At 36.4% G+C, this 25906-nt stretch carries 24 protein-coding genes and 1 tRNA gene; 9 read left to right on the top strand and 16 right to left on the bottom strand.

The genetic code is table 11. The features are described 5' to 3' along the window. Positions 1-32 precede the first annotated feature (32 nt). Positions 33-1208, bottom strand: coding sequence for a dicarboxylate/amino acid:cation symporter (locus LNP19_RS03120; protein WP_230063358.1), 1176 nt, complete (start codon positions 1206-1208; stop codon positions 33-35). Positions 1209-1530: 322 nt separating this feature from the next. On the opposite strand from LNP19_RS03120, the gene LNP19_RS03115 reads away from it, so the two are divergent. The 5 genes from LNP19_RS03115 to LNP19_RS03095 all read left to right on the top strand — a co-directional run bounded on the left by LNP19_RS03115 (position 1531) and on the right by LNP19_RS03095 (position 3945). Next, a tRNA-Ala gene (locus LNP19_RS03115) sits at positions 1531-1607 on the top strand. A gap of 120 nt (positions 1608-1727) precedes the next feature. Next, a complete protein-coding gene (locus tag LNP19_RS03110; RefSeq protein WP_230063357.1) occupies positions 1728-2498 on the top strand; it encodes an enoyl-CoA hydratase/isomerase family protein in 771 nt (256 codons plus the stop codon). A gap of 3 nt (positions 2499-2501) precedes the next feature. Then, positions 2502-2675 carry a hypothetical protein gene (locus LNP19_RS03105; RefSeq protein WP_230063356.1) on the top strand — a complete coding sequence of 58 codons (174 nt, stop codon included), beginning with the start codon at positions 2502-2504 and terminating at the stop codon, positions 2673-2675. Positions 2676-2710: 35 nt separating this feature from the next. After that, positions 2711-3163 carry a 6-pyruvoyl trahydropterin synthase family protein gene (locus LNP19_RS03100; RefSeq protein WP_230063355.1) on the top strand — a complete coding sequence of 151 codons (453 nt, stop codon included), beginning with the start codon at positions 2711-2713 and terminating at the stop codon, positions 3161-3163. A gap of 23 nt (positions 3164-3186) precedes the next feature. After that, positions 3187-3945, top strand: a complete 759-nt coding sequence (locus tag LNP19_RS03095) for a UDP-2,3-diacylglucosamine diphosphatase (RefSeq protein ID WP_230063354.1) — start codon at positions 3187-3189, stop codon at positions 3943-3945. On the opposite strand, the gene LNP19_RS03090 is transcribed toward LNP19_RS03095, so the two are convergent. The 6 genes from LNP19_RS03090 to LNP19_RS03065 form a co-directional block, all read right to left on the bottom strand. Continuing rightward, complete coding sequence (locus tag LNP19_RS03090; RefSeq protein ID WP_230063353.1) at positions 3942-4298, bottom strand: hypothetical protein; 357 nt, start codon at positions 4296-4298, stop codon at positions 3942-3944. The two genes, LNP19_RS03095 and LNP19_RS03090, sit on opposite strands and share 4 nt — an antisense overlap. Before the next feature lie 63 nt (positions 4299-4361). Continuing rightward, on the bottom strand, positions 4362-5645 hold the full coding sequence (locus tag LNP19_RS03085) for an MFS transporter (RefSeq protein WP_230063352.1): 1284 nt from the start codon (positions 5643-5645) through the stop codon (positions 4362-4364). Beyond that, positions 5645-7333, bottom strand: coding sequence for a single-stranded-DNA-specific exonuclease RecJ (gene recJ / locus LNP19_RS03080; protein WP_230063351.1), 1689 nt, complete (start codon positions 7331-7333; stop codon positions 5645-5647). Before recJ ends, LNP19_RS03085 begins: the two co-directional genes overlap by 1 nt. A 66-nt stretch (positions 7334-7399) precedes the next feature. After that, on the bottom strand, positions 7400-7744 hold the full coding sequence (locus LNP19_RS03075; protein WP_230063350.1) for a HopJ type III effector protein: 345 nt from the start codon (positions 7742-7744) through the stop codon (positions 7400-7402). Between the two features lie 11 nt (positions 7745-7755). Then, positions 7756-8472, bottom strand: coding sequence for a 16S rRNA (cytidine(1402)-2'-O)-methyltransferase (gene rsmI / locus LNP19_RS03070; protein WP_230063349.1), 717 nt, complete (start codon positions 8470-8472; stop codon positions 7756-7758). Between the two features lie 8 nt (positions 8473-8480). Further along, positions 8481-9539 (bottom strand): hypothetical protein, encoded by a 1059-nt coding sequence (locus LNP19_RS03065; protein ID WP_230063348.1) that lies wholly within the window; start codon positions 9537-9539, stop codon positions 8481-8483. Between the two features lie 230 nt (positions 9540-9769). On the opposite strand from LNP19_RS03065, the gene LNP19_RS03060 reads away from it, so the two are divergent. Further along, entirely contained in the window at positions 9770-10366 is a 597-nt protein-coding gene (locus tag LNP19_RS03060; RefSeq protein ID WP_230063347.1) for a thymidine kinase, read from the top strand. Positions 10367-10511: 145 nt separating this feature from the next. Here LNP19_RS03060 and rpoN read toward each other — a convergent pair whose 3' ends face one another. From rpoN to LNP19_RS03040, 4 genes are all read right to left on the bottom strand, one after another. After that, positions 10512-11978, bottom strand: coding sequence for an RNA polymerase factor sigma-54 (rpoN, locus tag LNP19_RS03055; protein WP_230063346.1), 1467 nt, complete (start codon positions 11976-11978; stop codon positions 10512-10514). Positions 11979-12069: 91 nt separating this feature from the next. After that, a complete protein-coding gene (gene asnS / locus LNP19_RS03050) occupies positions 12070-13503 on the bottom strand; it encodes an asparagine--tRNA ligase (RefSeq protein WP_230063345.1) in 1434 nt (477 codons plus the stop codon). A 212-nt stretch (positions 13504-13715) separates the two neighbouring features. Beyond that, on the bottom strand, positions 13716-13997 hold the full coding sequence (locus LNP19_RS03045) for a GIY-YIG nuclease family protein (RefSeq protein WP_230064206.1): 282 nt from the start codon (positions 13995-13997) through the stop codon (positions 13716-13718). Positions 13998-14345: 348 nt separating this feature from the next. Beyond that, positions 14346-16766, bottom strand: a complete 2421-nt coding sequence (locus LNP19_RS03040) for an efflux RND transporter permease subunit (RefSeq protein ID WP_230063344.1) — start codon at positions 16764-16766, stop codon at positions 14346-14348. Between the two features lie 199 nt (positions 16767-16965). Between LNP19_RS03040 and LNP19_RS03035 the strand changes: the two genes are divergently transcribed. Both LNP19_RS03035 and LNP19_RS03030 read left to right on the top strand, forming a co-directional pair. Next, positions 16966-19236 (top strand): cation:proton antiporter, encoded by a 2271-nt coding sequence (locus LNP19_RS03035; RefSeq protein ID WP_230063343.1) that lies wholly within the window; start codon positions 16966-16968, stop codon positions 19234-19236. Positions 19237-19238: 2 nt separating this feature from the next. Further along, positions 19239-19568, top strand: a complete 330-nt coding sequence (locus LNP19_RS03030) for a DMT family transporter (RefSeq protein WP_230063342.1) — start codon at positions 19239-19241, stop codon at positions 19566-19568. Positions 19569-19572: 4 nt separating this feature from the next. Here LNP19_RS03030 and LNP19_RS03025 read toward each other — a convergent pair whose 3' ends face one another. From LNP19_RS03025 to LNP19_RS03010, 4 genes are all read right to left on the bottom strand, one after another. Beyond that, positions 19573-22071: a DUF5686 family protein gene (locus tag LNP19_RS03025; RefSeq protein ID WP_230063341.1), complete on the bottom strand. Its 2499-nt coding sequence runs from the start codon at positions 22069-22071 to the stop codon at positions 19573-19575. Between the two features lie 116 nt (positions 22072-22187). Continuing rightward, positions 22188-22751 carry a ribosome recycling factor gene (gene frr, locus LNP19_RS03020; protein WP_230063340.1) on the bottom strand — a complete coding sequence of 188 codons (564 nt, stop codon included), beginning with the start codon at positions 22749-22751 and terminating at the stop codon, positions 22188-22190. Positions 22752-22828: 77 nt separating this feature from the next. After that, positions 22829-23536: a UMP kinase gene (gene pyrH / locus LNP19_RS03015; protein WP_230063339.1), complete on the bottom strand. Its 708-nt coding sequence runs from the start codon at positions 23534-23536 to the stop codon at positions 22829-22831. A 67-nt stretch (positions 23537-23603) separates the two neighbouring features. Beyond that, positions 23604-24383, bottom strand: a complete 780-nt coding sequence (locus LNP19_RS03010; RefSeq protein ID WP_230063338.1) for a patatin-like phospholipase family protein — start codon at positions 24381-24383, stop codon at positions 23604-23606. 108 nt (positions 24384-24491) lie between these two features. Between LNP19_RS03010 and LNP19_RS03005 the strand changes: the two genes are divergently transcribed. After that, positions 24492-25118: a thioredoxin family protein gene (locus LNP19_RS03005; RefSeq protein WP_230063337.1), complete on the top strand. Its 627-nt coding sequence runs from the start codon at positions 24492-24494 to the stop codon at positions 25116-25118. Positions 25119-25201: 83 nt separating this feature from the next. Here LNP19_RS03005 and truB read toward each other — a convergent pair whose 3' ends face one another. Continuing rightward, positions 25202-25900: a tRNA pseudouridine(55) synthase TruB gene (truB, locus tag LNP19_RS03000; RefSeq protein WP_428979036.1), complete on the bottom strand. Its 699-nt coding sequence runs from the start codon at positions 25898-25900 to the stop codon at positions 25202-25204. Between the last annotated feature and the right edge of the window lie 6 nt (positions 25901-25906).

The following is a 25906-nucleotide window of genomic DNA, read 5'->3' as shown; positions in this document are numbered from 1 at the left end:
TGATGTAATTAATTACCATAATAAAATAAGGATTAAGAAACCAATTTCTCTTTGGTAATTCTATCTACAACCAAAGCAATAGCGGCATCTCCCGTAACATTGCATGCAGTACCAAAACTATCCATTGCAATATATAAGGCAATCATTAACCCGATCATTTCATCATTAAAACCCAACATAGATTGCAAGATTCCCACTGCTGCCATAATTGCTCCTCCAGGAACTCCGGGCGCTGCAACCATTGCAATTCCCAGCATAAATATAAAACTTGCAAATAGCGTAAAGTCAAACGGCATTCCATGTAAAATCATTAATGCAATTGCACAAGCTGTAATTTTCATAGTACTTCCAGACAAGTGAATAGTAGCGCATAATGGAATTACAAAACCAGCAATTTTCTCAGAAACGCCATTTTTTAAAGTCTGTTCCAGGGTAACGGGAATAGTAGCTGCTGAAGATTGTGTACCCAATGCAGTGAAATAAGCAGGCATCATTGTGAGTAATAATTTAAAAGGATTCTTCTTTGTAACTATACCTGCAATAGTATATTGAAGAAGTAATAAGATAATATGTAAGGCGAAAATCACACCGATAATATTAATAAACACCGAAAGAATGGAAAATACTTTTCCACTAAAGGACATACTTGCAAATATCCCCAAGATGAATAAGGGCAATAGCGGAACAATTACGTTTGCTATTAATTGCATTATAATCGTCTCGAAATCTTTTACTACTAATTTCAAGCTTGATTTTTCTTGATAGGATAATCCTAATCCAATAACAAAAGCAAAAACTAAAGCAGTCATAACATCTAAGGCAGGAGGAATGCTAATAGTAAAAAAAGGAGTTAATTCCGGGGCTGAACTTCCAATTTTAGCTACATTATTGACATGAGATTCTAGAAGTTGTGGAAATATACCCGAGGTGACGAAATAAGTCATAAAACCCGAAAATAAAGTCGATCCATAGGCAATTGCGGCGGTAAGCAATAATAATTTACCTGCGCCTTTTCCTAAATCGGAAATAGCCGGCATTATTAATCCCATTATAATTAATGGAATAGCGAAATTTAAAAACTGTCCGAAAAAAGCATTAAATGTTGTAAATACCCTGTTTATAGATTCGGGTAAATACAGTCCGAAAACAATACCTAGAACGATGGCAAGAAAAACTTTAAACAGTAAGTTCGAAAATAAATGCTTCATGATATATGCTAATTTGTAAAAGCCTCTAAAGGCTTCGTAATAGATTATTTTTAAGTTGGCGAATATACTGCCAATGTTCTGAACAAGCGCACTATGATTCCAGTTTTTTCAAAATTAACATGCTTAAACCTAAGTATATTAATGATTTACTATAATTATTATTTTTACCCAAGTGCTTGTTTTAAAGAAAAATCCGCTTATTTTTTAGTGAATTAGTTGTTAATGATGCTTTGGTTTGAATAAATAAAGTACATTATGATTCCTTTTTTTATAGTTTAGTTGTAGTTTTAATCCATTATTATATTATATTTGCGCCATAATTGGGGGATTAGCTCATTTGGCTAGAGCGCTTGCCTGGCAGGCAAGAGGTGACCGGTTCGAATCCGGTATTCTCCACCAGAAAAAAAGGCTTTGCAGCAATGCAGAGCCTTTTTTTATTTTCTTAGGTTAAACAATTTCAAGTTCAAAAAAAGTATCTTTAATCTGAATATTTTTAACTTTACCGCAAAACAATTCAAAATGTCCGTACAAGATTCAAATGGTTCGTTAACCACAATAATCAAAAATAAAATCGCAACACTTCAATTTGCACATCCGGCAAGTAATTCTTTTCCGCGCCAGTTGTTAGATCTTTTAACTGCCGAACTGAATAAGTTAAGTGAAAATAGTGAGGTGTCTGTAATTATTTTGAAAAGCGAAGGATCTGGAGCTTTTTGTGCTGGGGCTTCTTTTGATGAACTTTTGGCGGTGACTAATCTGGAAGAAGGCAAATATTTTTTCTCAGGATTTGCTCATTTGATTAATGCCATGCGCCGCTGCAAGAAAATAATTGTAGGACGCGTTCATGGAAAAACAGTTGGAGGAGGTGTGGGAATTGCTTCGGCCTGTGATTATGTTTTTGCAAGCAAGAACGCTTCAATTAAGTTATCTGAACTGGCAATAGGGATTGGTCCTTTTGTAATTGAGCCTGCGGTTTCGAGAAAAATAGGCAAGACGGCTTTGGCTGAGATGACTTTATCGGCTCACGAGTGGAAGTCAGCTGATTGGGCTTTAGCCAAAGGACTCTACGCGGCTACCTATGAAAAAACAGAAGAATTAGATGAGGCATTAGTTAATTTTTGCGCCAAACTAGCGAATTATAATCCGGAAGCTTTGGTGGAGATGAAAAAGGTTTTTTGGGAAGGGACTGAAAATTGGGATCAAGTATTAATAGACAGGGCAGCAATTTCCGGGAAGTTAGTTTTGTCTGATTTTACCAGAAATGCTTTGGAACAATTTAAAAAACAGTAGACAATGAAGATTATAGCTCTTGTTCAGGAAGTTGATATTGCAGAGAAATTAAAAACTGCACCCGATGGTACTTATCAAATTGGGGTGCTCATAGGCTCCTTTATCCCTTTTGTTGTTTTAGCGGGATTGGCTTACTGGATGTATGCTTCTGCAAAAAAAAGAGACAAAAACGGTTAATTATTCACTAAATTTGTATTCAAAATTAGATGGAAATGAGCAAAATCAGAATCACAAAAAAATTTAGTTTCGAAACCGGTCACGCCTTATATGGTTATGACGGCAAATGTAAGAATGTTCACGGGCATAGTTATAAGTTGTCGGTAACCGTTATCGGTAGTCCTATAGAGAATAGAAACGATGTCAAATTTGGAATGGTGATCGATTTTACCGATTTGAAAAAAATCGTAAAAGAAGAGGTTGTAGATCAATTTGACCATGCGACTGTTTTTAATGAAACAACTCCTCATGTTGAATTGGCCGAAGAATTAAAAAACAGAGGGCATCACGTAATTCTGGTAGATTACCAGCCTACGAGTGAGAATATGGTTGTCGATTTTGCCAAAAGAATTAGTAGTAGACTGCCTGAAAACATCAAGCTTTTCTCTTTGAAACTGCAAGAAACGGAGTCTTCTTTTGCTGAATGGTACGCCAGCGATAATTTTTAATTCAATTTTGACTTTTCAATTTCATGCAATTAGCCAATAATAAAAAGATATATTTTGCCTCCGATCAGCATTTTGGTGCGCCTACAGCCGAATTGAGTTTTCCCAGGGAACAGCGTTTTGTGGCTTGGCTTGACGAGATAAAAAAAGATGCCGAAGCTATTTTTTTATTAGGAGATTTATTCGATTTTTGGTTCGAGTACAAATCGGTGGTTCCCAAAGGATTTGTAAGAGTTTTGGGTAAATTAGCAGAAATTAGAGACAGCGGAATCCCAATTTATTTTTTCGTAGGAAATCACGATTTGTGGATGGAAGATTATTTCCAGAAAGAATTGAATATTCCGGTTTATCATGATAACAAAGAGTTTACTTTTGGAGATAAAACGTTCCTTATTGGTCACGGTGACGGAAAAGGACCCGGAGATATGGGCTACAAACGCATGAAAAAAGTTTTCACTAATCCATTTTCGAAATGGCTATTCAGATGGTTACATCCCGATATTGGTGTGCGTTTAGCCCAATACCTTTCGGTGAAAAACAAACTCATTTCTGGAGCCGAAGACGTTAAATTTCTTGGTGAAGACAATGAATGGTTGATTGTGTATTCCAAAAGGAAATTGGAAACTAAACACTACAATTACCTCGTTTTTGGGCATCGTCATTTACCTATGAAAGTAACGGTAGGAGAGAACTCCGAATATGTGAATCTAGGCGACTGGATTAGTTATTTTACCTATGGTGTTTTTGACGGAGAGAATTTCGAAATCAAAAATTTCGAAAACTAATTCATTCCCACCCCAAACAGATAGTCATCTAGATTTATTTTAAATAAAGTGCCTTCGACCAGATCCTTTACCGCAGTTAGTTCTTGCAAGGAAACAGCCAGATCAATTTGAATGCAAGGCGTTTTCAGTAAAAACTTATGACAATTATTTTTTAGTTCACAATCTTCACAAAGACTATTTTGAGCAAAGCTCTCTTCAATGCAGTGCCTAAATTGCTGCAGTTCCTGCTTGTTAAAATAAAATCCGGTTTCTCTGAAAATCAATTGTACTTTGTCAATGACCACTTCATTCTGTTTTCTCCAGTAAAAAGAAGTCCCCGAGTCATTGTAATATATTTGTTTTATTTCTTTCATTTGAAAAATGTTTGAAACAAATATAGGTATTATTTGTAATTATTCTAAATAAAGAATTTGAAATTATTCCTGATTTTCGTGTTCTTCCAGATCTTTTGTTAAATCTAGTTTCCTAAAAGAAGGAGAGACCATTCCTGTAGTCAAAACAACCAATAATGTCATACTTCCGCCAAAGACTACTGCGGTAACGGTTCCCATTAATTTTGCAGTCAATCCGCTTTCAAAAGCGCCTAATTCATTAGAGGAACCTACAAACATCGAATTTACTGCCGAAACTCTGCCTCGCATATGATCGGGTGTTTTTAATTGTAGAATCGTTTGACGAATGACTACCGAAATACCGTCGAATATACCGCTTAAAAATAAAGCAATCAGCGATACCCAAAAAATGGTGGAAACCCCAAAGACTATAATACAAATTCCGAAGCCAAATATGGCTGATAGAAGTTTCATTCCCGCATTTTTACTCAAAGGGATGTAAGCAGTAATAATCATGGTCAAAAAAGCACCAACGGCTGGCGCTGCTCTTAGAAATCCAAAACCTTCGGGTCCTACTTTTAAAATATCTTGAGCAAAAATAGGCAGCAGAGCTATAGCACCACCAAAAAGTACCGCTACCATGTCTAATGTTATAGCGCCTAAAACGGTCTTGTTGTTAAAGACAAATTTGATTCCTTCGGATAAACTTTGCATAATCGGTTCGCCAATTTTAGGGTTCAAAATAGGCTTTTTTTCAATCTGTGATAAAGCAAGCAAGGCAAAAAGGGAGCAGGCAAAAACCGTACATAACGACCAATGCACACCAATGAGGGTTATTGAAAATCCGGCGACAGCAGGTCCCACAACCGAAGCAATTTGCCAAACCGAACTGCTCCAGGTGGCTGCGTTGGGATAGGCTTTTTTAGGAACGAGTAAGGAAAGTAACGAAAAGATCGTTGGACCGAGAAAAGCTCTGACTAAGCCACCCAAAAAAACCAAGAAATAAATAGAATACAAAATAGTTTTTGTCGAAAAATCACTTACTACAGATGGCCAAGTCAATAAAAACAGTCCAAAACTAATTACGGAAAAGGCCAAAATACATTTCACTAAAAGACCTTTTTTTTCCTTTTGATCTACAACATGACCGGCAAATAAGGCTAAAGAAAGAGCGGGAATCACTTCCATTAATCCGATGATTCCCAGTGAAAGAGGGTCTTTGGTAATGCTATAGACTTGCCATTCAATAATGATAAATTGCATAGACCAAGCGAAAACCATAGCAAAACGCAGCAGTAAAAAAGTGTTGAATTCTTTATAACGCAAAGCAGCGTAGGGATCTTTTTTATTACTCTTATTTGAATTCATTATTTTATACTTTTTAATCTCAATTGAACAGAAACTTTCCCGTTCCATTCATTTTCATCAATACAGTAGGCTGCTTGAAAGGGTTTTTGATTTGTAGTTAAATCTATTTTATTACCTAATCCGAAACCGATTGCCGGAATTCCTTCAGAAGTATTTTGTTTTAGAAAGAGTTTCAAATGCTCGTCTTCAGCACCTAATTTTTTAGCATAACCGGTATCTTTTACATTTTTGCTCAAGAAAACCGGTGTCATATTTTGTGGGCCAAAAGGTTCAAATTGTTTTAAAATCCGAATGAGTTTTGGAGTGATATCCGAAAAGTTGATTTCGGCATCAATCTCGATTTCCGGAGTTAACATATCCGGATGAATGGTTTCCTGAACCTGTTTCTCAAAAGCCTCTTTGAAAATGGAATAATTTTCTTCCTTCAATGTCATTCCAGCGGCATACATGTGTCCGCCAAATTGCTCCAAATGTTCCGAGCAGGCATCAAGGGCATTATAAACGTCAAAGCCTTTTACAGAACGGGCCGAAGCAGCATATTTATCGCCACTTTTTGTGAAAACGAGTGTAGGACGATAATAGGTTTCAATCAATCGGGAAGCGACAATTCCGATAACGCCTTTGTGCCAATCTTCTTGATAAACTACGGTTGTAAATCGTTCTTGTTCTTGATTTTTTTCAATTTGCTGAAAAGCTTCTTTGGTAATCTGTTTGTCCAGATCTTTACGATCTGAATTATATTGTTCTATTTCCGAAGCAAATTGTTGGGCTTGCTCAAAATCAAATTCAGTTAATAATTCCACGGCATGATTGCCATGTTTGATTCGGCCGGCTGCATTGATTCGAGGTGCAATGATAAAAACGACATCGGTAATATCTAAAGTCTGTTTTTTTATTTGATGAATCAGAGCTTTAATTCCGGGTCTTGGATCGCTATTGATTACTTGCAATCCAAAATAAGCCAGCACTCGGTTTTCACCTGTCATCGGGACGATATCGGCGGCAATGGCGGCGGCAACCAAATCTAAATAAGGTACTAAATCGGCAATGGTTTGATTTCTGTTCGCGCCTAAAGCCTGAATCAATTTAAAGCCAATTCCGCAACCGCACAATTCATCATAAGGATAGTGGCAATCGTCTCTTTTTGGATCCAAAATAGCAACTGCTTCGGGCAATTCATTTCCGGGTCTATGGTGGTCACAAATGATAAAGTCGATGTTTCTCTCTTTTGCGTAAGCGACATGATCAATTGATTTTATACCGCAATCTAAGGCGATGATCAACGAAAATCCATTGTCATCGGCAAAGTCAATTCCTTTGAAGGAAACGCCATAACCTTCGTCATAACGATCCGGAATATAGGTAGCCACATTTGGGTAATAGCTTTTTAAATAGGAAGAAACGAGAGAAACGGCCGTGGTTCCGTCAACATCATAATCGCCAAAAACAAGGATGCGTTGCTGATTTTCGATCGCTTTTTCTATTCGCCCGACCGCTTTATCCATGTCTTTCATCAAGTAAGGATCGTGCAGGTGATCTAGCGATGGGCGGAAAAAAGCTTTAGCTTCTTCGAAAGTTTCAATGCCGCGTTGCACTAATAAAGTGGCCACAAAATCTTCCACATTCAAGGCTTGCGCCAAATGCTTGATTTTATCTTCGGAAGGTTTTGGTTTAAGAGTCCAGCGCATTTGATTTTTGATTGAGGATTAACAATTTTTAATTTGGGATTTTACCTTCAAAAATTCTTAAATAATTTACTTTAATTCTAAAGGACTTCCATAAAATGAAATTCCGTCCCAACCATGGGTAATAAAGTTGCGAATATTTTGGTGATTGGTTCCTTCCGGATCTCCCAATACTTCTTCACGGTAATAAGCACCAAAGCAAGCTAATGTCTCGGCTTGGGATAAATTTTGCAATTCGGCAAAAGCAAATAATTTGCAAGAACCGGAGTTTTCTCCTGCCGCATTGTGCTGTAATCCATTTTCGAATGCAGTTGGAGTAAAATTGTAATTTTCTTCAATCACAGCTATCGTTTCTGAGAAAGTAATTGCTTCTGGTGTTTGTTTTAATTTTGAGATAAAATCGGCTATATTCATTTTTCGAGTTGTTATTCTTCTTCTTTTTGGAATTTATTTTTTTTGGCTTCTTTAACGATGGTTTTGCCGGCTACGACCACAACGATTTCTCCTCGCGGAGCTGTTTTTTCAAAGTGAGCCAAAACTTCTTTAGCTGTTCCACGGCGGTTTTCTTCGTGTAATTTAGAGAGTTCTCTGGAAACACAAATTTGTCTGTCTTCACCAAAATAAGTGATGAATTCCGCTAGTGTTTTTACTAATTTATGGGGAGAAACATAAAGAATCATGGTTCTTGTTTCTTCGGCAAGTTCTAAGTATCGGGTTTGGCGGCCTTTTTTTTCAGGAAGAAAACCTTCAAAAACAAATTTGTCATTGGGTAGTCCGCTGTTTACCAAAGCAGGAACGAATGCCGTGGCGCCAGGCAGACATTCTACCTCAATTCCATGTTCTACACAAGCACGAGTCAGTAAAAAACCAGGATCAGAAATCGCTGGAGTTCCTGCATCAGAAATTAATGCGATGTTCTCGCCGCCTTTTAATCGGGAAATTACATTCTCGATCGTTTTGTGTTCATTGTGCATGTGGTGGCTATGCATGTGTGTGCCAATCTCAAAATGCTTCAATAATTTTCCGCTGGTACGGGTGTCTTCGGCAAGAATCAAATCGACTTCTTTTAGAATCCGGATGGCTCTAAAGGTCATGTCTTCAAGATTGCCTATTGGCGTGGGAACGATATATAATTTTGACATATACTTTTTTAAAGGAATTTTTTCTCGATGATATCCATGAAACGCTCTTCGTAATCGGCTTTTCCTTCCCAGTTATTGTAATCTGGTTTTACCATTTCTTCGATGAAATTTCTGGTTTCGTAAAAGTTGTCAAAAGTGATTAATTGGTTCAAAACGCGGTTGTAATCCTCATTACTGTTCCCAAAAAGGTGTTTTACAAAGGCAATTTGATCATTCAAGTCAATGTTGATTCCTTTTGCAAGTTTATCATTTAGTGACAGGGATTTTGGCTCTGCACTTTCAGATTTGGTTTCAATATTTTGTTCCGGTTTCTTTAGTTCAGTAGCAATTTCTTCTACAGCGTCAAATATTGGAGTAGTAGGAACGGCTTCTACCTCGTCCACTTTTACAAAAAGAGTGTTGTTGTAATTTCCGCCCAATAGATCTTCAAACGAGATTTGTACCGCTTCCGGTTTTGCAGGGGTTTCTATTTCTTCTGATAGTTCAAAGGCGGCTTTGAATTTTTCAGGAGCTTTTTCATTTGAAATTTCTTCTTCGTCTTCTTTAATATCTTCAATAGTTTCATCAGTAACTAAACTCTCTTCATTGGATAATGCTACGGCATCGATTTCCTCGTCGGTTTCGCTGATGGATTCAAGGCTCTCTTTTTTTTCTTCTAAAGTTTCCTCGGTATTTAATATTTCTTCCGCAGTGTTTGTCTCAATAGCTGCTTCAATTGTTTTCTCTTCAACTTCCAGATGTTTTTGCTCGATTTCGGCTAGAACGGCTTCTTTTTCGACAGTTTCTTCCGAAGTTGTTTCAGTTGCCAAATTGATTTGGGTGATTTCTATTTCTTCAACAGCAGCTTGGGCATCTTTTTCAAAAAAAGATTCGATTTCTTTTTCAATTTCGGCATAGCCAATGGTAGGTTTTACATCACCATAATGCGTGTCCACAAAACGAAGCACAGACAGTTTTTCGTATAATTTTTGAGTTTCCAAATACAATTGGTTGATATCAGATTTATTCTTAAGTTGTAATATTCTGTGTGCAATGCTGATTAAATCGGCTTCCAATTTTTTTTTCATAACGTTTAAATTATAGTATGTATGGTGTATCTCTTTGTTTTTCTGTATTATGCTTAAGGAAGTAAGATTCCTCTGGAGGTAACATTTAATTTTTAATTAAGTGTCCACAAATCTTCGAATTGATAAAAATTTTCTACTTTTGAGACCATGTAAAAGTATAAAATACATGTCGGTTTATTACGATACAAAGTAATAAAAACTATTCATTTTTTAAGTTAGAAAAATACGAAATGTTTCTCGAAAATACAGTAAATCATAAAGAGCAATTTGGTTGGATCGAAGTAATTTGTGGCTCGATGTTTTCGGGTAAAACAGAGGAATTAATCCGTCGACTCAAAAGAGCGCAATTTGCTAAGCAAAAAGTGGAGATTTTCAAGCCAGAAATTGATACCCGTTATCATGACGATATGGTGGTATCACATGACGCCAATGAAATTCGTTCTACGGCAGTTCCTGCTGCGGCCAATATCGCCATTTTGGCTCAAGGTTGTGATGTGGTAGGAATTGATGAGGCTCAATTTTTTGATGACGAAATTGTTCGGGTTTGTAACGATTTAGCCAATCAGGGAATTCGCGTTATTGTGGCAGGACTCGACATGGATTTCAAAGGAAATCCTTTTGGACCTATGCCGGCACTTATGGCTACTGCCGAATATGTGACAAAGGTTCACGCCGTGTGTACGCGCACCGGAAATTTAGCCAATTATAGTTTTAGAAAAACGGATAATGATAAATTGGTGATGCTGGGCGAAACAGAGGAATACGAACCATTGAGTCGTGCCGCTTTTTATCATGCGATGCGAAAAGATCAGGAGGGAAAGAAGTAATTCATAGAATGGAATATAAAAAAAGGAAAGATATTGTCTTTCCTTTTTTTATAAAAGCTAAAAAACCATTAAAAATTTTAGTTAATTAAGTTTTATCTTGATCTCTCTTAAATTTTTAATGGTTTTGAATTAATATTCAGTGTTCTTATATTTTTTTTCGCATTCTCGCCACAGGAATATCCAGTTGTTCTCTGTATTTGGCAATGGTTCTTCTGGCAATCGGATAGCCTTTTTCTTTTAGCAATTCGGCCAACTGATCATCAGGAAGTGGTTTTTTCTTGTCTTCGTCTTCAATGATGTTTTGAAGAATTTTCTTGATTTCCAAAGTAGAGACATCTTCACCTTGGTCATTTTTCATTGCTTCCGAAAAGAATTCTTTGATCAATTTCGTTCCATAAGGCGTCTCGACATATTTACTGTTGGCTACACGGGATACGGTAGAAATATCCAATCCCACCAAATCGGCGATGTCTTTCAGGATCATCGGTTTTAGCTTGGTTTCGTCACCATCCAAGAAGTATTCTTGCTGATAATGCATGATGGCATTCATGGTTACAAAAAGGGTTTCTTGGCGTTGACGTATGGCGTCGATAAACCATTTGGCCGAATCCAGTTTTTGCTTTATAAACTGTACAGCATCTTTTTGTGCTGAAGATTTGTCTTTAGAATCCTTATAGGTTTGCATCATTTCCTGATAGTCTTTTGAGACATGCAGCGAAGGCGCATTCCTTCCGTTCAAAGTCAATTCCAGTTCGCCATCTACAATTCGAATGGCAAAATCAGGAACTACATTTTCGGTAACTTTATTGTTTCCGCTAAAAGCGCCACCTGGTTTTGGATTTAGTTTTTCAATTTCATGAATCGCTTTTTTAAGCTGTTCATTCGAAATGTTATATTTTTGAATGAGTTTGTCGTAATGTTTTTTGGTAAAAGCATCAAATTGATTTTCGATAATATCGGTTGCCAATGCTACAGATTCTGTAGGTGTTTTGTGCTTCAATTGCAATAACAAACATTCCTGTAAATCCTGCGCACCTACACCAGACGGTTCCAGTTCGTGGATGACATGGAGCATTCTTTGTACCGTAGCTTCATCAGTATAGATTGCTTGGGTAAAAGCCATGTCGTCAACAATATCGGGAATGCTTCTGCGGATATAACCCATGTCGTCAATGCTTCCTACTAGAAATTCGGCAATGTCGCGCTCCTCGTCCGTTAGGATAAAAGTGTTCAATTGATTGATTAAATCCTGATGAAAACTGATAGGCGCCGCCAGTGGAGATTCACGATCTTCATCATCATCACTGTAGTTGTTGGCTTGCGTTTTGTAATCAGGGGTGTCATCACTGCTTAGATACTCGTCAATATTGATGTCATCGGCTTCAATTCTATCCGATTCAGCATCATCATAGTCATCATAATCTTCGTTCTCAAACTCCTCTTTTTCGTAATCATCTTCTTCTTTTCCTGCTTCTAGAGCCGGATTTTCATTCATCTCTTCAACTAAACGTTGTTCAAAGGCTTGCGTAGGCAATTGAATTAACTTCATCAGCTGAATTTGCTGTGGAGATAATTTCTGGGATAATTTTAAATTTAAGAATTGCTTTAGCATGTATTTTTGTTTGAAAGTTCAAAGTTTCAAGTTTCAAGTTGTGAGAACCTGAAACCTGAAACCTGAAACATTTTTTGAAACTTTTTTCTTCTTAGAATTCCGCGTTCATTGGTGTTCTTGGGAAAGGAATTACGTCACGGATGTTGGTCATTCCAGTTACAAAAAGCACCAATCTTTCGAATCCAAGTCCGAAACCGGAGTGAACAGCGCTACCAAATCTTCTGGTATCCAAATACCACCATAATTCTTCTTCGTCAATTCCCAAGGCTCTCATTTTTTCGACCAAAACATCAAAACGTTCCTCTCTTTGAGAACCTCCTACGATTTCTCCAATTCCAGGGAAAAGAATGTCCATGGCGCGAACTGTTTTTCCGTCTTCGTTCAAGCGCATGTAAAACGCTTTGATATTGGCTGGATAATCAAATAGGATTACTGGGCATTTGAAGTGTTTTTCAACCAAATAACGTTCGTGCTCTGATTGTAAATCAGCGCCCCATTCCTTGATGATATAGTTGAATTTTTTCTTTTTATTTGGAGTTGAATCTCTTAAAATGTCAATTGCTTCGGTGTACGAAACACGTTTGAAATTGTTTTCTAAGACGAAATTTAATTTTTCCAATAGAGCCATCTCGCTTCTTTCGGCTTGTGGTTTAGACTTTTCTTCTTCCAGTAATCTTCCTTCTAGAAATTTCAAATCATCCTGACATTTGTCCATCGTGTATTTAATCACGTATTGGATAAAATCTTCGGCCAAGTCCATGTTATCGTTCAAATCGTTGAACGCTACTTCGGGCTCAATCATCCAAAATTCAGCCAAGTGACGAGAAGTATTTGAATTTTCGGCTCTAAAAGTGGGTCCAAAAGTATAAATTTGGCCTAAAGCCATTGCGAAAGTTTCTCCTTCTAATTGTCCTGAAACCGTTAAGTTAGTTTCTTTTCCAAAGAAATCTTCTTTGTAATCGACTTTTCCGTCTTCGGTTCTTGGCGTATTGTCAAATGGCAAAGCGGTAACTTTAAACATTTCGCCAGCACCTTCGGCATCTGATCCGGTGATGATTGGCGTATTTACATACACAAAACCTTTTTCTTGAAAATAGCTGTGAACCGCAAATGACAATACCGAACGTACTCTCATAATGGCACCAAAAGCATTGGTTCTTACACGTAAATGTGCATTTTCACGCAAGAATTCCAAGGAGTGTTTCTTTGGTTGCATAGGGAATTTCTCCGCATCCGAGTCGCCTAGGATTTCCAGTTTTGAAACCTGTATTTCAAATTTCTGCCCGGCACCTTTGCTTTCTACCAAAGTTCCAGTTACCGAAACCGCGGCTCCAGTGGTAATTCTTTTTAAGGTTTCATCAGCAGTATTCTCAAAATCGACTACACATTGTATATTGTTAATGGTAGAACCATCATTCAAAGCGATAAATTGATTGTTTCTAAAAGTTCTTACCCATCCTTTTGCATTTACTTCATGAAGCGTTGAGCTGCTGTTCAGCAAGTCTTTAACTTTTGTATGTCTCATTTTATGTATATTGTTGATATTAAAATTGTCTCCTATTCGAACTGCAAATATAATCGATTTGTTGTTATTTTTCAGGAGCTATTTCCCGCTATTCACTATATCTTTTACTTTTTAAAGAAAAAAAGTAAAAGGATGCCGTTTCTATCGGGGCTAAACGAATGGAGTTATTTAGAACTTTTTCGTTTCTATTGTCATTCCGACGAAGGAGGAATCTATTCAAACAAGGAATTAAGAAATTCTAAATTAGGGTTAATCGTTTTGATTAGATTGATTTTTTTCTCCCTACGCCAGCCTTTAATTTCTTTTTCTCTAGCAATCGCCTCCTGAATCCAAGTGAATTTCTCAAAATATAATAAATAATGGACATGGTATTTTGATGCAAAAGTTTTATTACCCATTTCTATGTTTTCTGTATGTTGTTGCAATCTTATTTTTAGATGATTTGTTACACCTGTGTATAGAACTGTTTTGGCTTTGTTTGTGATAATATAAATAACCTTCTTGAAATTGCATAGACTATTTTTAGGTTAATTACTTTATGGAGATTCCTCCTTCGTCGGAATGACAAAATGCTTGTTTTTTTTTCTTTATTAAAGTATCTGAGAAACGACAAACTTGTCATTCCGACGAAGGAGGAATCTACTCAAACAAGGAATTAAGGAAATCTAAATTGGGGAAAAACGTTTTGATTGGGATTATTCGTTTTTACTATTGCTCGATTTTCTTGAGTTGAAAAGAAAAAATCCTTTTGTACCTGAGTTGGTTCAAAAGGATTCTGCTATTTTTATTGAAATTTAGCAAATTTCATTTATTATATGCAGTGGAAACATTTCATAAGAATGTTATTTGCTTTTTCTCTCTAATTCGTCAAGGGCTTCGTCTGAATGTTCCAATATATCAATTGTAGGTTCGATAAATTCCTGCTGATTAGCCAATGTTTTGTTTAATGTCAATACCAATGAAGGCAGCAAAACAAGATTAGATAACATACCAAAACATAAAGTAATGGCAACTAAGCCTCCAAGTGCTACTGTTCCTCCAAAGCTAGAAAGCATAAATACAGAGAAACCGAAAAATAATACGATAGAAGTATAGAACATACTGATACCCGAATCTTCAAATGTAGCAAAAACAGATTTTTTTATTTTCCAGTTGTTTCTTGCCAGTTCCAATCGGTATTGTGCTAGGAAACGCAGGGTGTCGTCTACTGACATTCCAAATGCGATACCGAAAACCAATAAGGTAGACGGTTTTAATGGAATTCCCAAAAAGCCCATCAGGCCTGCAGTCATCAATAAGGGTAGTAAATTAGGAATAATAGATACTAATACCATTTTGAAAGAACGGAACATGATAGCAACTAAACCGCCGGTTAATGCAAAAGCAAAAAGCAATGAGGATAATAAATTGTCAAGCAGGTATTTTGTTCCCTTTTGGAACACCGATGCCTTTCCGGTAATAATCACTTCGTATTTTGGGGAGGGGAAAATCTTATCGACTTTTTTGCGAATTTGAGACTCGATGCCTTCCATTTTTTCGCCGTTCTCATCTTTGATAAATGCAGTCATTCGCGCAATGCTCCCATCATCAGTGATGTAGCTTTTGAGCTGATTGTCTTTTGACTTGTTGAGCGAATTTTTAATGTAAGGAATTAAGAATGTTTCTTCCTGTGAAGAAGGCAATTCGTAAAAATCAGGATTCCTGTTGTAGTAGGCTTGTTTGAAACTTTTGGCCACATTAACAATCGACAGCGGTTTAGAAAGTTCCGGAATGTCAATAATTGTTTCTTCTAATTCTTCCATTCTTCTCAGATTGGTAAGTTTCATTGCCCCATTTTCCTTTTTAGTGTCAATCATTATTTCGAGGGGCATCACACCGTCGAATTCTTTTTCGAAGAAACGGATGTCGTCAAAGAATTCGGTTTTTTTAGGCATGTCTTCTATAAGGCTTCCTGAGATTTTAATTTCATAGATGCCTATAATTCCGAAAACCAATAAAATTACCGAAGTTACATATACGCTAAAACGTCTGTATTTTACAGTATTGATAATCCAATTGAAAAAAGAAGTCAGCGATTTGCGTTCTAAATGATTGAGATGTCTTGGTATTGGAGGAGGAAAATAGCTGAAAAATATTGGTATAATCAATAAACTTAGCATGTAAATAGCAAGAATATTGATTGTTGTTACTACTCCAAATTCTTTAAGCAGCACATTATTAGTTATGATAAATGTTGCAAAACCCACAGCAGTGGTTATGTTGGTCATAAGAGTAGCCGTTCCGGTTTTGGTAATGACGCGCTGGAGTGCTTTGGCTTTATTGGCGTGTTTGTAGTATTCCTGATGGTATTTATTGATGAAGAAAATGCAATTTGGAATACCAATTACAATTACCAATGTTGGTACTAAAGCAGTAAGTACTGTTATTTCATAACCCATTGCTCCCATAATCCCGAAAGACCACATTACTCCAATAATCACAATAAGCAAAGAAGTAAGAGTAGCTCTGGCAGAACGGAAGAAATAAAAGAAAATAAGTGAGGTTACTAATAATGCAGCTCCTATAAACAGGCCAATTTCATCAGTTATAGTCTTGGCATTAAGTGTTCGGATGTAGGGCATGCCCGAGACATGAGGTTTAATACCTGTTTCCTTGTAAAATTTATCTATTTCAGGAATAAATTTATGAAGAATATATTCTTTTCGAGCTTTAGTATTGACAATCTTTTTATCCAAATAAATGGCTGAACGAACTGCTTCTGTTTTTTTATTAAAAAGTAAGCCTTCATAAAAAGGAAGATTTTTAAAAAAATCTGATTTCAATTGGGTTAAGTAAGCGGCATCGTTTACTTTTTCAGCATTTACAAATGGTTTTAATTCAAAAGTTTGCAAGGAGTCATTTTTGACTAATTGCTGAAGATTGTCTACGGAAATTACCAGACTTACCTCTTTGTCACTTTTGATTTTTTCCATAAGTACACTCCAGGCTTTGAATACTTTTGGAGTAAATAGCTTCGGATCTTTGGTTGCTATTACGATTAGGTTTCCCTCTTCGCCGAAGTTTTTAAGAAAATAATCGTAGTCCACATTCACCTTGTCATCTGCCGGGATAAGATTGGCTTCAGTTTGAGTAAACTTTACGTTTTTCCACTGCAAAGCAAATAGAATTGTTATTAAAACAATTCCGCACAAAATAATTATTCTATTTCTCAGGATTGTTCGGGCTATTAACTCCCAAAATCCTAAACTAAGCCACTTGATCATAATTCCTTTTTATCGACCGCAAATGTAGTTAAAACAGCTATAAATCATGGGGTTTCTGTTAAACTTTTTGTCTTGTAAGGCTAATAATACAAGGGCTTTTTTTTATTTTACAATAAAATAATTTTGTGAGTTATAAATTATATATTTGATTTTCTCAACTTTGCTTTTTTAAGTTGACGATTTCTATTTAAAAACAAGTATGAAGAATTATAAAAACGCATTATTTTATTTTGGTGTTACGGGTGGTTTTACCGCATTAATCTATTGGATAATAAAGAAAGGAAAACATTTAGAAGCTCGCGAAACCATTGTGGTTCCTGAATCTGGAAAGGCCTCTTGGGATGACTTTATAACATCAATGCTGCATAATTTTCAGGATCCTTTGGCTATTCTTTTGGTGCAAATTATTACCATTATTTTGGTGGCTCGCTTTTGCGGTTGGATTTTTAAGAAAATAGGGCAACCTTCCGTAATTGGCGAAATTATCGCAGGAATTGTTCTTGGACCTTCGTTGTTAGGGATGTATTTTCCGGATTTTTCGGCGGCATTATTCCCGGTAGAATCCTTAGGGAATCTGAAGTTTTTAAGTCAGATAGGATTGATACTTTTTATGTTTGTCATAGGAATGGAACTCGATTTGAAAGTATTGAAAAACAAAGCCAATGACGCTGTTGTCATCAGTCATGCCAGTATTGTTATTCCATTTGCTTTAGGAATTGGACTTTCATATTTTGTGTATAATAGATTTGCTCCCGAAGGCGTAAAATTTCTTTCCTTTAGTTTGTTTATGGGAATTGCCATGAGCATTACCGCTTTTCCTGTTCTAGCACGAATTGTTCAGGAAAGAGGCATTCATAAAACCAGATTGGGTGCTATTGTTATCACCTGTGCCGCTGCTGATGATATCACGGCTTGGTGTTTATTGGCTGTTGTAATTGCAATTGTAAAAGCAGGAACTTTTGTAAGTTCATTATACATTATAGGTTTGGCAATGATTTACGTTGTAGTTATGCTTTTTATAGTAAAACCCTTCCTGAAACGAATTGGAGATTTATACGGTTCAAAAGATGCGATAGTCAAACCAGTAGTGGCTATTTTCTTTCTGATACTTATCCTTTCTTCGTATGCTACAGAAGTGATAGGAATTCACGCCTTATTTGGCGCTTTTATGACCGGTGCTATTATGCCGGATGTTCCTAAATTCAGAACCATATTTATAGAAAAAGTAGAGGACGTTTCGGTTATTCTTCTGTTGCCTTTGTTTTTTGTTTTTACAGGTTTAAAAACAGAAATCGGACTTATAAATGATCCTTATTTATGGAAAGTGACGGGTTTCATCATTTTGGTAGCTGTTGTAGGTAAATTTTTAGGAAGTGCGCTGGCAGCCAGATTTGTTGGACAAAACTGGCGCGACAGTCTCACCATAGGCGCTTTGATGAATACCAGAGGATTAATGGAATTGATTGTTTTGAACATAGGATTAGAACTCAAAGTGTTGACTCCGGAGGTTTTTACGATGATGGTGATTATGGCATTAGTAACTACATTCATGACAGGTCCGGCTTTGGATTTAATTAATTTTGTTTTTAAAACTAAGGAAAGTTCTGATGCTGAAGAAATCACCAATCAGAATAAATATCGAATATTAATCTCGTTTGGGAACAACGAAAAAGGGAAATCGCTTTTGCGATTGGCTCATAGTTTGATGAAAAAACAAAAAGAACAATCGACCATCACGGCCATGCATTTATCATTGAGCGATGAGATGAACCCTTATAATATAGAGGACAAAGAAAAAAGCAGTTTTATCCCTATTGTGAAAGAATCAAAGGTTTTAAATCAGGAAATTACGACCATATTTAAAGCAACAACGGATATCGAAACAGAAATTGCCGATGTTGCAAATCAAGGAGATTATGATTTGCTTTTGGTAGGTTTAGGGAAATCAATTTTTGAAGGAACCATCCTAGGAAAAGTAATTGGTTTTACCACAAGGATAATTAATCCGGATCGATTGATTGATAAATTTACGGGTAAAGAAGGGCTTTTCGAAAATTCACCATTTGATGAAAGAACAAGGCAAATTATTTCTAAAACAAAGATGCCTATAGGAATTTTGATTGACAAAGAACTGCAAAATGTAAATCAAGTTTTTATTCCAATTTTCAGTTCTGAGGATTCCTTCCTGATTGATTATGCTCAAAAATTAATTTATAACAATAACTCTAAAATAATGATTTTGGATGTGAATGGACATGTAAACACCAATTTTGTTATGGAAAGTGCCATAAATTCTTTACAACAAAGGTATCCTAATAATATTGGTTTAATAGAGGATAAAATTATCAAAAAAGAATTTTTGGCAGAACAGGATTTAATGCTAATTAGCCTTGAAAGTTGGAAAACATTAGTGGATTCTCGAAGTGATTGGTTGAGTGGTGTTCCTTCGGTTTTAATTTTGAAACAATAAATATGAGTTGGATTCTGTTAATATTAGGAGGTTTATTTGAAGTAGGTTTTGCTTCTTGTTTGGGAAAAGCCAAAGAGACAAGTGGTATGGTCTCGACTTATTGGATGCTAGGCTTTCTGGCTTGTCTTAGTATAAGTATGGTGTTGCTTTACAAAGCGACACAGGAATTGCCTATAGGTACGGCTTATGCGGTTTGGACTGGTATTGGCGCTGTGGGAACAGTGATAGTAGGAATTTTTATATTTAAGGAGCCAGCCACTTTTTGGAGGATTTTCTTTTTAACCACGCTAATTGCTTCAATCGTAGGCTTGAAATTTGTGTCGAGCCATTAAACGTTTATAGTCCTAAATTAAAAACAAAACTCAGTTTGATGGCAATATTGTCCTCAAACTGGGGTAGGCCGTTTGGACCATAGCGATAAAAGGCGGTCAATCCTAAGCCGTTCAAAATTTGATTGAGCTCAATTCCGGATTCAAAATAGCCTTTATTTAGGGTTTTGTAATCCAAGCCCAGATGTTGTTCCGGTTTTTGTAAATTTCCCCATGCCATTCTGGAGACTAAGACTAAGGATGGCTTTACTTTTGAGAAAAGCGCAACTCGCTTGAAGCCGTGTTTGAATTGGAAGTAAACAAATTCGCTGGAGAAAAACTCATTGAAATACATGGTTTCAAAGCTGTTTCTTCCTGCAAAAGTGATTCTTTGTATAATGGTTTCTTTCGTGATATTATTAGGCGAGGTGTTGTACAAATGGGTCAGTGGAACATCGCCTAAGGCATATCCGGCTTCGAGAAGTAAATTGGTTTTTTGACCGTTCAAGTATTTCTTTTCAAATTCAGTTTTAAAGTCAATTTTGCTGAATTCAAAATCATTGGCGGCTATTTTTGGCAAGGATTGGGTAAATTGAAAAGTGAATTTCGGGAAACGTTTGTCTACTTCAATTCTGCCGTTTGGCGTTTGCATGTAATCGCTAAAAGGATTCCATTGCAATGAAACCATCGCTGCTGTTATTACATAATTAGTATATAAAGTACCGTCATGATTAAAAGTATAATTGAATTTAGGCTCGATAGCAGAGCGAGAAAGTTCCCATTTGCTTTCGGTTTTAGGAATGATTTTGGTTTCTAAAAAGGTTTTCCAGCTCACATAATTGTAAAAAGTACTGATGTTTATGGGTCTTGGATCATAGAGTTTGAAGGGTCTTTTTTCAATAGAATATAAGGTGCTCGCAATCTCTCGAACATCGTCAGTATAGGAAGCGCCAATCCATGAATTAGAAAATTTACCTACTCGGGCAGCTATGCCTAAATTGTATTTGAATTCCCCGTCTTTTGTGCCATAAGCAGCATATCCATCAATTCTATATGTTTTGGAGAATCTTTCATTTGTGGTCCCGCCAATCCCGAGTCTGAAACCTTCGTAATTATTGTAGCGAAATATTCTGCGTAAATCTAAGTCAATAGCGCCCATTGGAATATAGCCGTTGACTACTTTTCTTCCAAAACGGATTCTGCTTTCAATTCGCTTTTTGATAACGATGCTATCCAAAGCCAAATAGGTTTTTTGGCTTCGAATGTCTAGGCTGTCTTTTCTGTAAGTGTTCCAAAAACTTTCGGGTTGGTCAATGGCATCGTCTTTAATTTCAATCGAAATGCTACTTTTTTTAATTTCGACAGGCACATTGTACTGGAAGTCGAAGTTATTAGTTTCAGAAAGAAGGTAAGCATAATCAGTAGCCGTTTTTTTTCGGGCTTTGAAATCTTTTTCGACGTCGCCATCAAATTGTATGGTGCCGCCAAGGATTTTGATGTCATCATCATTTTTTCCTTTAATGATTTTAAATGTCTTGCGTGTTGGGAACCAAATATTTTCTTCGGCAATGTACTGGAAGTCATGAATTCCGCTGATGTCAAGAACCCCTTTTATCCGCATGATGGCTTTAGAAATGGCATAACTGCTTTGATCGATGTATAGAACGCCTTCTAGGCCAGATGCTTTTCTTTTCTTTTTATTTTTGAAATACACCATATAAGAGTTTCTTCCATCTATGGAAATGGTATCCAATAATTTGTAGTTGTAGTCCTTAAAAGCGTCTTTTGCGAGAGGGCTGTTGTATTTGGTTTCAAAGAGTTCGTAACTGGAATCGTAAATGGAGAAGGATTGTAAATTGAAACCAAGGATTTCGTAAATGGGTTGTTTAAAGCCGGCCATTTTTGTCCCTAAAATAGTTTCTTTCAATTTATGATCGGCGTATTGATATTGAGATACTTTTTCGGTTTGAAATAAGTGCTGCTTGTTTATGATTTCCTTAAACTTATAAGCCGAAGAATCTATTTTAGAGAATACTTTTCCTATGGATTTTTCCACAAACACAGAATCTATTTTCCCAGAAATGGAGTCAGGATTAGCGGTAACGATGAGTTTGTTATACGATTTGAAATCAAAACTCTTTAGTCTCTTTTGAGGGTTGTTGTTGGTTTTGTTCTCAATTGTCTTCTTTATTATGGCAAGAGCGGGATTTTCCCGCGGAATTACAACTTCGTTTAAATCATTGCTTTTGGGTAAAAGTAAAACGGTATAATAATTTTTATTTTGTTCCATAACAACCTTGACGGTTGTAAAACCAAGATAGGAAATTCGGAGATTTGAGATGGCTATTTTTGAAAAAACGGTAAATTTTCCGTCCACATCTGTAACGGTATTGGATCCGTCATTCGAAATAATTGTAGCAAAAGGTAGCGGTTTATGGGTTACAGCTTCTTTGACAATTCCATTGATTTGAAATTGTGCCTGTAGTGAAAGCGTAAAGAATAAGAGCAACAGCCAAAAATGCTTCATAGATACCGTTTTAGTACAAAACGATTCGAATTTCGTTTTGTTGCCGCAAAAATAAGAATAAAAAAATCCGTCTGCTTATTTAAGCGAGACGGATTTTTGATATTATTAATCAAAACTTAAACCTTCATAATTTCGGCTTCTTTTACTGCAAGAAGTTCGTCAATTTTTTTGATAAAACTATTGGTTAAGTTTTGGACTTCTTCTTCGGCACTTTTACAGATATCTTCTGAAGTTCCGTCTTTTTCTAATTTTTTAATATCAGAGTTAGCATCTTTACGAGCATTTCTTATCCCTATTTTTGCGTCTTCTGCTTCTACTTTTGCTTGTTTGGCTAATTCGCGTCTTCTGTCTTCTGTCAAAGGCGGAACGCTGATGATGATCAAATCACCATTGTTCATTGGGTTAAAACCAATATTGGCAATCATAATCGCTTTTTCGATGGTTTGCAACATGTTTTTTTCGAAAGGTTGCAAAGTAATCGTTCTTGCATCAGGAACGCTGATTTTGGCTACTTGAGAAAGTGGCGTAGAGGAGCCGTAATAATCAACAAAAACGCTTCCTAACATGGCAGGAGATGCTTTTCCGGCACGAATATTTAAGAATTCTTTTTCTAAGTGAGCAATAGAACCTGACATAGATTCTTTGGTACTATCTAATATAAATTCAATTTCTTCAGTCATAGTCTTTTTATTTAGTGTTTAGTAATCACTGTTCAGTTATCAGTGCAAACTGCAAACTGACAACTGAACACTGTTAACTATATATTTACTTCAGTTCCTACGTTTTGTCCTTCACAAATTTTTAAAAGGTTACCTTCTTTGTTCATATCAAAAATTACAATTGGTAATTTGTTTTCCTGACTCAAGGTGAAAGCGGTCGTGTCCATTACATTTAATCCTTTTTTAAGGACGTCTTCAAACGAAATGGAATCAAATTTTAAAGCAGAAGCATTTTTCTCAGGGTCAGAATCATAAACACCATCAACGCGTGTTCCTTTCAATATTACATCGGCATTGATTTCAACACCACGTAGAACAGCTGCTGTATCTGTTGTAAAATAAGGATTTCCGGTACCGGCGCCAAAAATTACGATTCTTCCTTTTTCAAGATGACGCACCGCTCTTCTTTTGATATAAGGTTCAGCAATAGCTTCAATTTTCAATGCGGTTTGTAATCGGGTTAGCATTCCTTTGTCTTCTAAGGCGCCTTGTAGAGCCATTCCATTGATAACGGTGGCAAGCATTCCCATGTAATCACCTTGCACTCTGTCCATTCCATTACTTGCGCCCGCAACTCCTCTAAAAATATTTCCACCACCTATAACAATGGCGATTTCTACGCCTTTGTCGTGAATCTTTTTAATTTCTTCGGCATATTCGGCTAGTCTTACAGGATCAATTCCATATTGTTTTTCACCCATCAAGGCTTCACCGCTTAATTTTAGAAGAATTCTTTTATATTTCATGTGTATGTTGAGTTGTTTGGTGCAAATATAGGTATATTCTTTTTTTTTAAAAAGTGTCGTTCAAAATTTATAAATTTTGTTTCTCATAGGTATTTTTCGCCGCTTGATAACCAAGGTTGAAAATAGAATCCATCTTGAGTTTGTTGGTTTCAAATGTGCTAAAACGGCTTAGTTCTTTAGGCTCTATAATCCAGTCGCAAATGTTGAATTTTTGGCTGTTTGAATTCTCCGAAAGAATGTCGAATGCCCTATTAGTAACCGATCTTATCGAATTTAAGTCTTTGGCTTCGATCTTTTGAATCGGACTGACATAAATACCAATGATGGTCTCGCAGCGTCCCTGTAAAATATCCGTAGGAAAATGATTCAAAATTCCGCCATCGCTGTAGTGATTTCCTTTTATCTCAAACGGAGATATGATTCCTGGAAAAGCCGAGGAAGAAATTAAGGCATCAATAATTTTGGTTTCGGCTTCAAATATTTTCAATTTTCCCCTTATCATATCGGTTGCGGTGATTTGAGTCGGAATTTTTAAATCGCCTATGACGGCATCTTGAAAAATGGAATAAAAATACTCTATAAAGGAGGAGGAATCAATTAAGCCTGCTTTTTTGAAAGTGATGTGTTTCCAATGAAAAAGATAGACGGATTTGAAAAATTCAAGAATTTCTTCGGGTGATTTTCCCCAAGCATACATGGCACCCACAATAGATCCGGCGCTTGTTCCTGCAATTCGTGAGGGGCGAATGTTTTTTTCTTCTAAGAATTTAATGGCACCTGCATGTGCCAAACCTTTTGTTCCACCGCCTGAAAGCGCTAAACCAATCGATTTTGTTTTCAGATTCATCTTTGTTTTTCTTTGGTATAAAATTACAGTTTTTGTTTATGTCAAAGTGACTTTTGTCATGTTTAAAATTAGTATTTTGTTCTAACTTTACACAAATAATTAAAAAATATGAAAGCCTCTATTGCTAAAGCCTTGTTTAAGAGTTATTCCTATCCGGAATACCGAAAAATAGTTGCTGATTTGTTGCTTGAAGAAAAATCGACGGGTAACGAACAGTCTGAAGAACTTACAAATTATAGTCACTTGAACGAGACTCGAATGAATCGTTTGGAAAAAACCTTGAAGGTATCAGACGAAACCAGTCAGAAACTGAAATCCTTGAAAAATGATTACCTATGGTTAGTGATTTCAGAAGGCTGGTGTGGTGATGCTGCGCAATTGTTGCCGATTTTTAATAAAATGGCTGTCGCATCTGAGGGTAAAATTGAATTAAAAGTCGTTCTTAGAGACGAGAATCTTGAATTGATGGATTTGTTTTTGACAAATAAAGGCCGAGCCATTCCTAAATTAATTCTCATCAACAGAGCAACTGGCGGTGCTTTGGCTCATTGGGGACCAAGACCAAAAGGAGCTTCGGATTTAATACAGAATTATAAAAAAGAACATGGTATTGTTGATGAAAAGGCTAAAACTGATTTACAATTGTGGTACCTACATGATAAGGGGATTTCAACTCAAGAAGAAATTATCGATATGATGCTTGATCTTGATAATGTTGCCGATCAGGAAGAGTGATTGGTTTTTTATTTTAGTTAAAATGAGCAATAGCACTGTTAGTCAAAATAACAACAGTGCTATTGTTTTTTAGAGATTTAAGATTATTTGGGGGCTAAATTCTCTTCGAAAAGTGTAACTTCTATGGCATTTTTCACGTCATAATCACCAATTTTAGTTCGGCGTAAAGCAGTCAGGTGAGAACCGGATTGCATCGCCTTACCAAAATCATAAGCAAGAGAGCGAATGTAGGTTCCTTTGCTGCAAACTACTCTGAAATCTATTTCTGGAAGTGCTATCCTGGTAATTTCAAATTCATGGATAGTGGTTTTTCGGCTGGCTATTTCAACCTCGACTCCTGCGCGAGCATGCTCGTACAAACGAATTCCGTCTTTTTTAATAGCCGAAAAAACAGGTGGTTTTTGATCGATTTCGCCCAAAAATTGTTTCACCGTTTCGTGAATTAAGGCTTCGTTAATATGTTCTGTTGGGAAAGTTGCATCAATTTCCGTTTCTAAATCATAGGAAGGAGTCGTAGCTCCTATGAAGAAAGTTCCGGTATATTCTTTGGCTTGTCCTTGAAGTTCAGAGATTCTTTTGGTGAATTTCCCCGTACAAATTAGCAATAAACCAGAGGCTAGCGGATCTAAAGTGCCGGCATGCCCAATCTTGAATTTCTTTGGAAGTCCCAGTTTGTTGATCAGCGCATATTTTATTTTGTTCACTGCCTGAAAAGAACTCCATTTTAAAGGCTTGTCAATCAGTAAAATTTGTCCGTTTAAATAGTCTTCGGGAGTTAGCAAGGGAAT

It is taken from the genome of Flavobacterium acetivorans (genome assembly GCF_020911885.1).
Classification (GTDB): Bacteria; Bacteroidota; Bacteroidia; order Flavobacteriales; family Flavobacteriaceae; genus Flavobacterium; species Flavobacterium acetivorans.
This window is presented reverse-complemented; position numbering and strand designations above follow the sequence as displayed.

Coding starts and splice junctions, on each gene's coding strand:
- pyrH (WP_230063339.1), bottom strand. CDS start 23,536: ATGAAATATAAAAGAATTCTTCTAAAATTAAGCGGTGAAGCCTTGATG.
- LNP19_RS03060 (WP_230063347.1), top strand. CDS start 9,770: ATGTTTCTCGAAAATACAGTAAATCATAAAGAGCAATTTGGTTGGATC.
- LNP19_RS03110 (WP_230063357.1), top strand. CDS start 1,728: ATGTCCGTACAAGATTCAAATGGTTCGTTAACCACAATAATCAAAAAT.
- rpoN (WP_230063346.1), bottom strand. CDS start 11,978: ATGCTAAAGCAATTCTTAAATTTAAAATTATCCCAGAAATTATCTCCA.
- LNP19_RS03085 (WP_230063352.1), bottom strand. CDS start 5,645: ATGAATTCAAATAAGAGTAATAAAAAAGATCCCTACGCTGCTTTGCGT.
- LNP19_RS03075 (WP_230063350.1), bottom strand. CDS start 7,744: ATGAATATAGCCGATTTTATCTCAAAATTAAAACAAACACCAGAAGCA.
- recJ (WP_230063351.1), bottom strand. CDS start 7,333: ATGCGCTGGACTCTTAAACCAAAACCTTCCGAAGATAAAATCAAGCAT.
- LNP19_RS03030 (WP_230063342.1), top strand. CDS start 19,239: ATGAGTTGGATTCTGTTAATATTAGGAGGTTTATTTGAAGTAGGTTTT.
- frr (WP_230063340.1), bottom strand. CDS start 22,751: ATGACTGAAGAAATTGAATTTATATTAGATAGTACCAAAGAATCTATG.
- LNP19_RS03100 (WP_230063355.1), top strand. CDS start 2,711: ATGAGCAAAATCAGAATCACAAAAAAATTTAGTTTCGAAACCGGTCAC.
- asnS (WP_230063345.1), bottom strand. CDS start 13,503: ATGAGACATACAAAAGTTAAAGACTTGCTGAACAGCAGCTCAACGCTT.
- LNP19_RS03065 (WP_230063348.1), bottom strand. CDS start 9,539: ATGAAAAAAAAATTGGAAGCCGATTTAATCAGCATTGCACACAGAATA.
- LNP19_RS03095 (WP_230063354.1), top strand. CDS start 3,187: ATGCAATTAGCCAATAATAAAAAGATATATTTTGCCTCCGATCAGCAT.
- rsmI (WP_230063349.1), bottom strand. CDS start 8,472: ATGTCAAAATTATATATCGTTCCCACGCCAATAGGCAATCTTGAAGAC.
- LNP19_RS03025 (WP_230063341.1), bottom strand. CDS start 22,071: ATGAAGCATTTTTGGCTGTTGCTCTTATTCTTTACGCTTTCACTACAG.
- LNP19_RS03040 (WP_230063344.1), bottom strand. CDS start 16,766: ATGATCAAGTGGCTTAGTTTAGGATTTTGGGAGTTAATAGCCCGAACA.
- LNP19_RS03010 (WP_230063338.1), bottom strand. CDS start 24,383: ATGAATCTGAAAACAAAATCGATTGGTTTAGCGCTTTCAGGCGGTGGA.
- LNP19_RS03120 (WP_230063358.1), bottom strand. CDS start 1,208: ATGAAGCATTTATTTTCGAACTTACTGTTTAAAGTTTTTCTTGCCATC.
- LNP19_RS03005 (WP_230063337.1), top strand. CDS start 24,492: ATGAAAGCCTCTATTGCTAAAGCCTTGTTTAAGAGTTATTCCTATCCG.
- LNP19_RS03035 (WP_230063343.1), top strand. CDS start 16,966: ATGAAGAATTATAAAAACGCATTATTTTATTTTGGTGTTACGGGTGGT.
- LNP19_RS03105 (WP_230063356.1), top strand. CDS start 2,502: ATGAAGATTATAGCTCTTGTTCAGGAAGTTGATATTGCAGAGAAATTA.
- LNP19_RS03090 (WP_230063353.1), bottom strand. CDS start 4,298: ATGAAAGAAATAAAACAAATATATTACAATGACTCGGGGACTTCTTTT.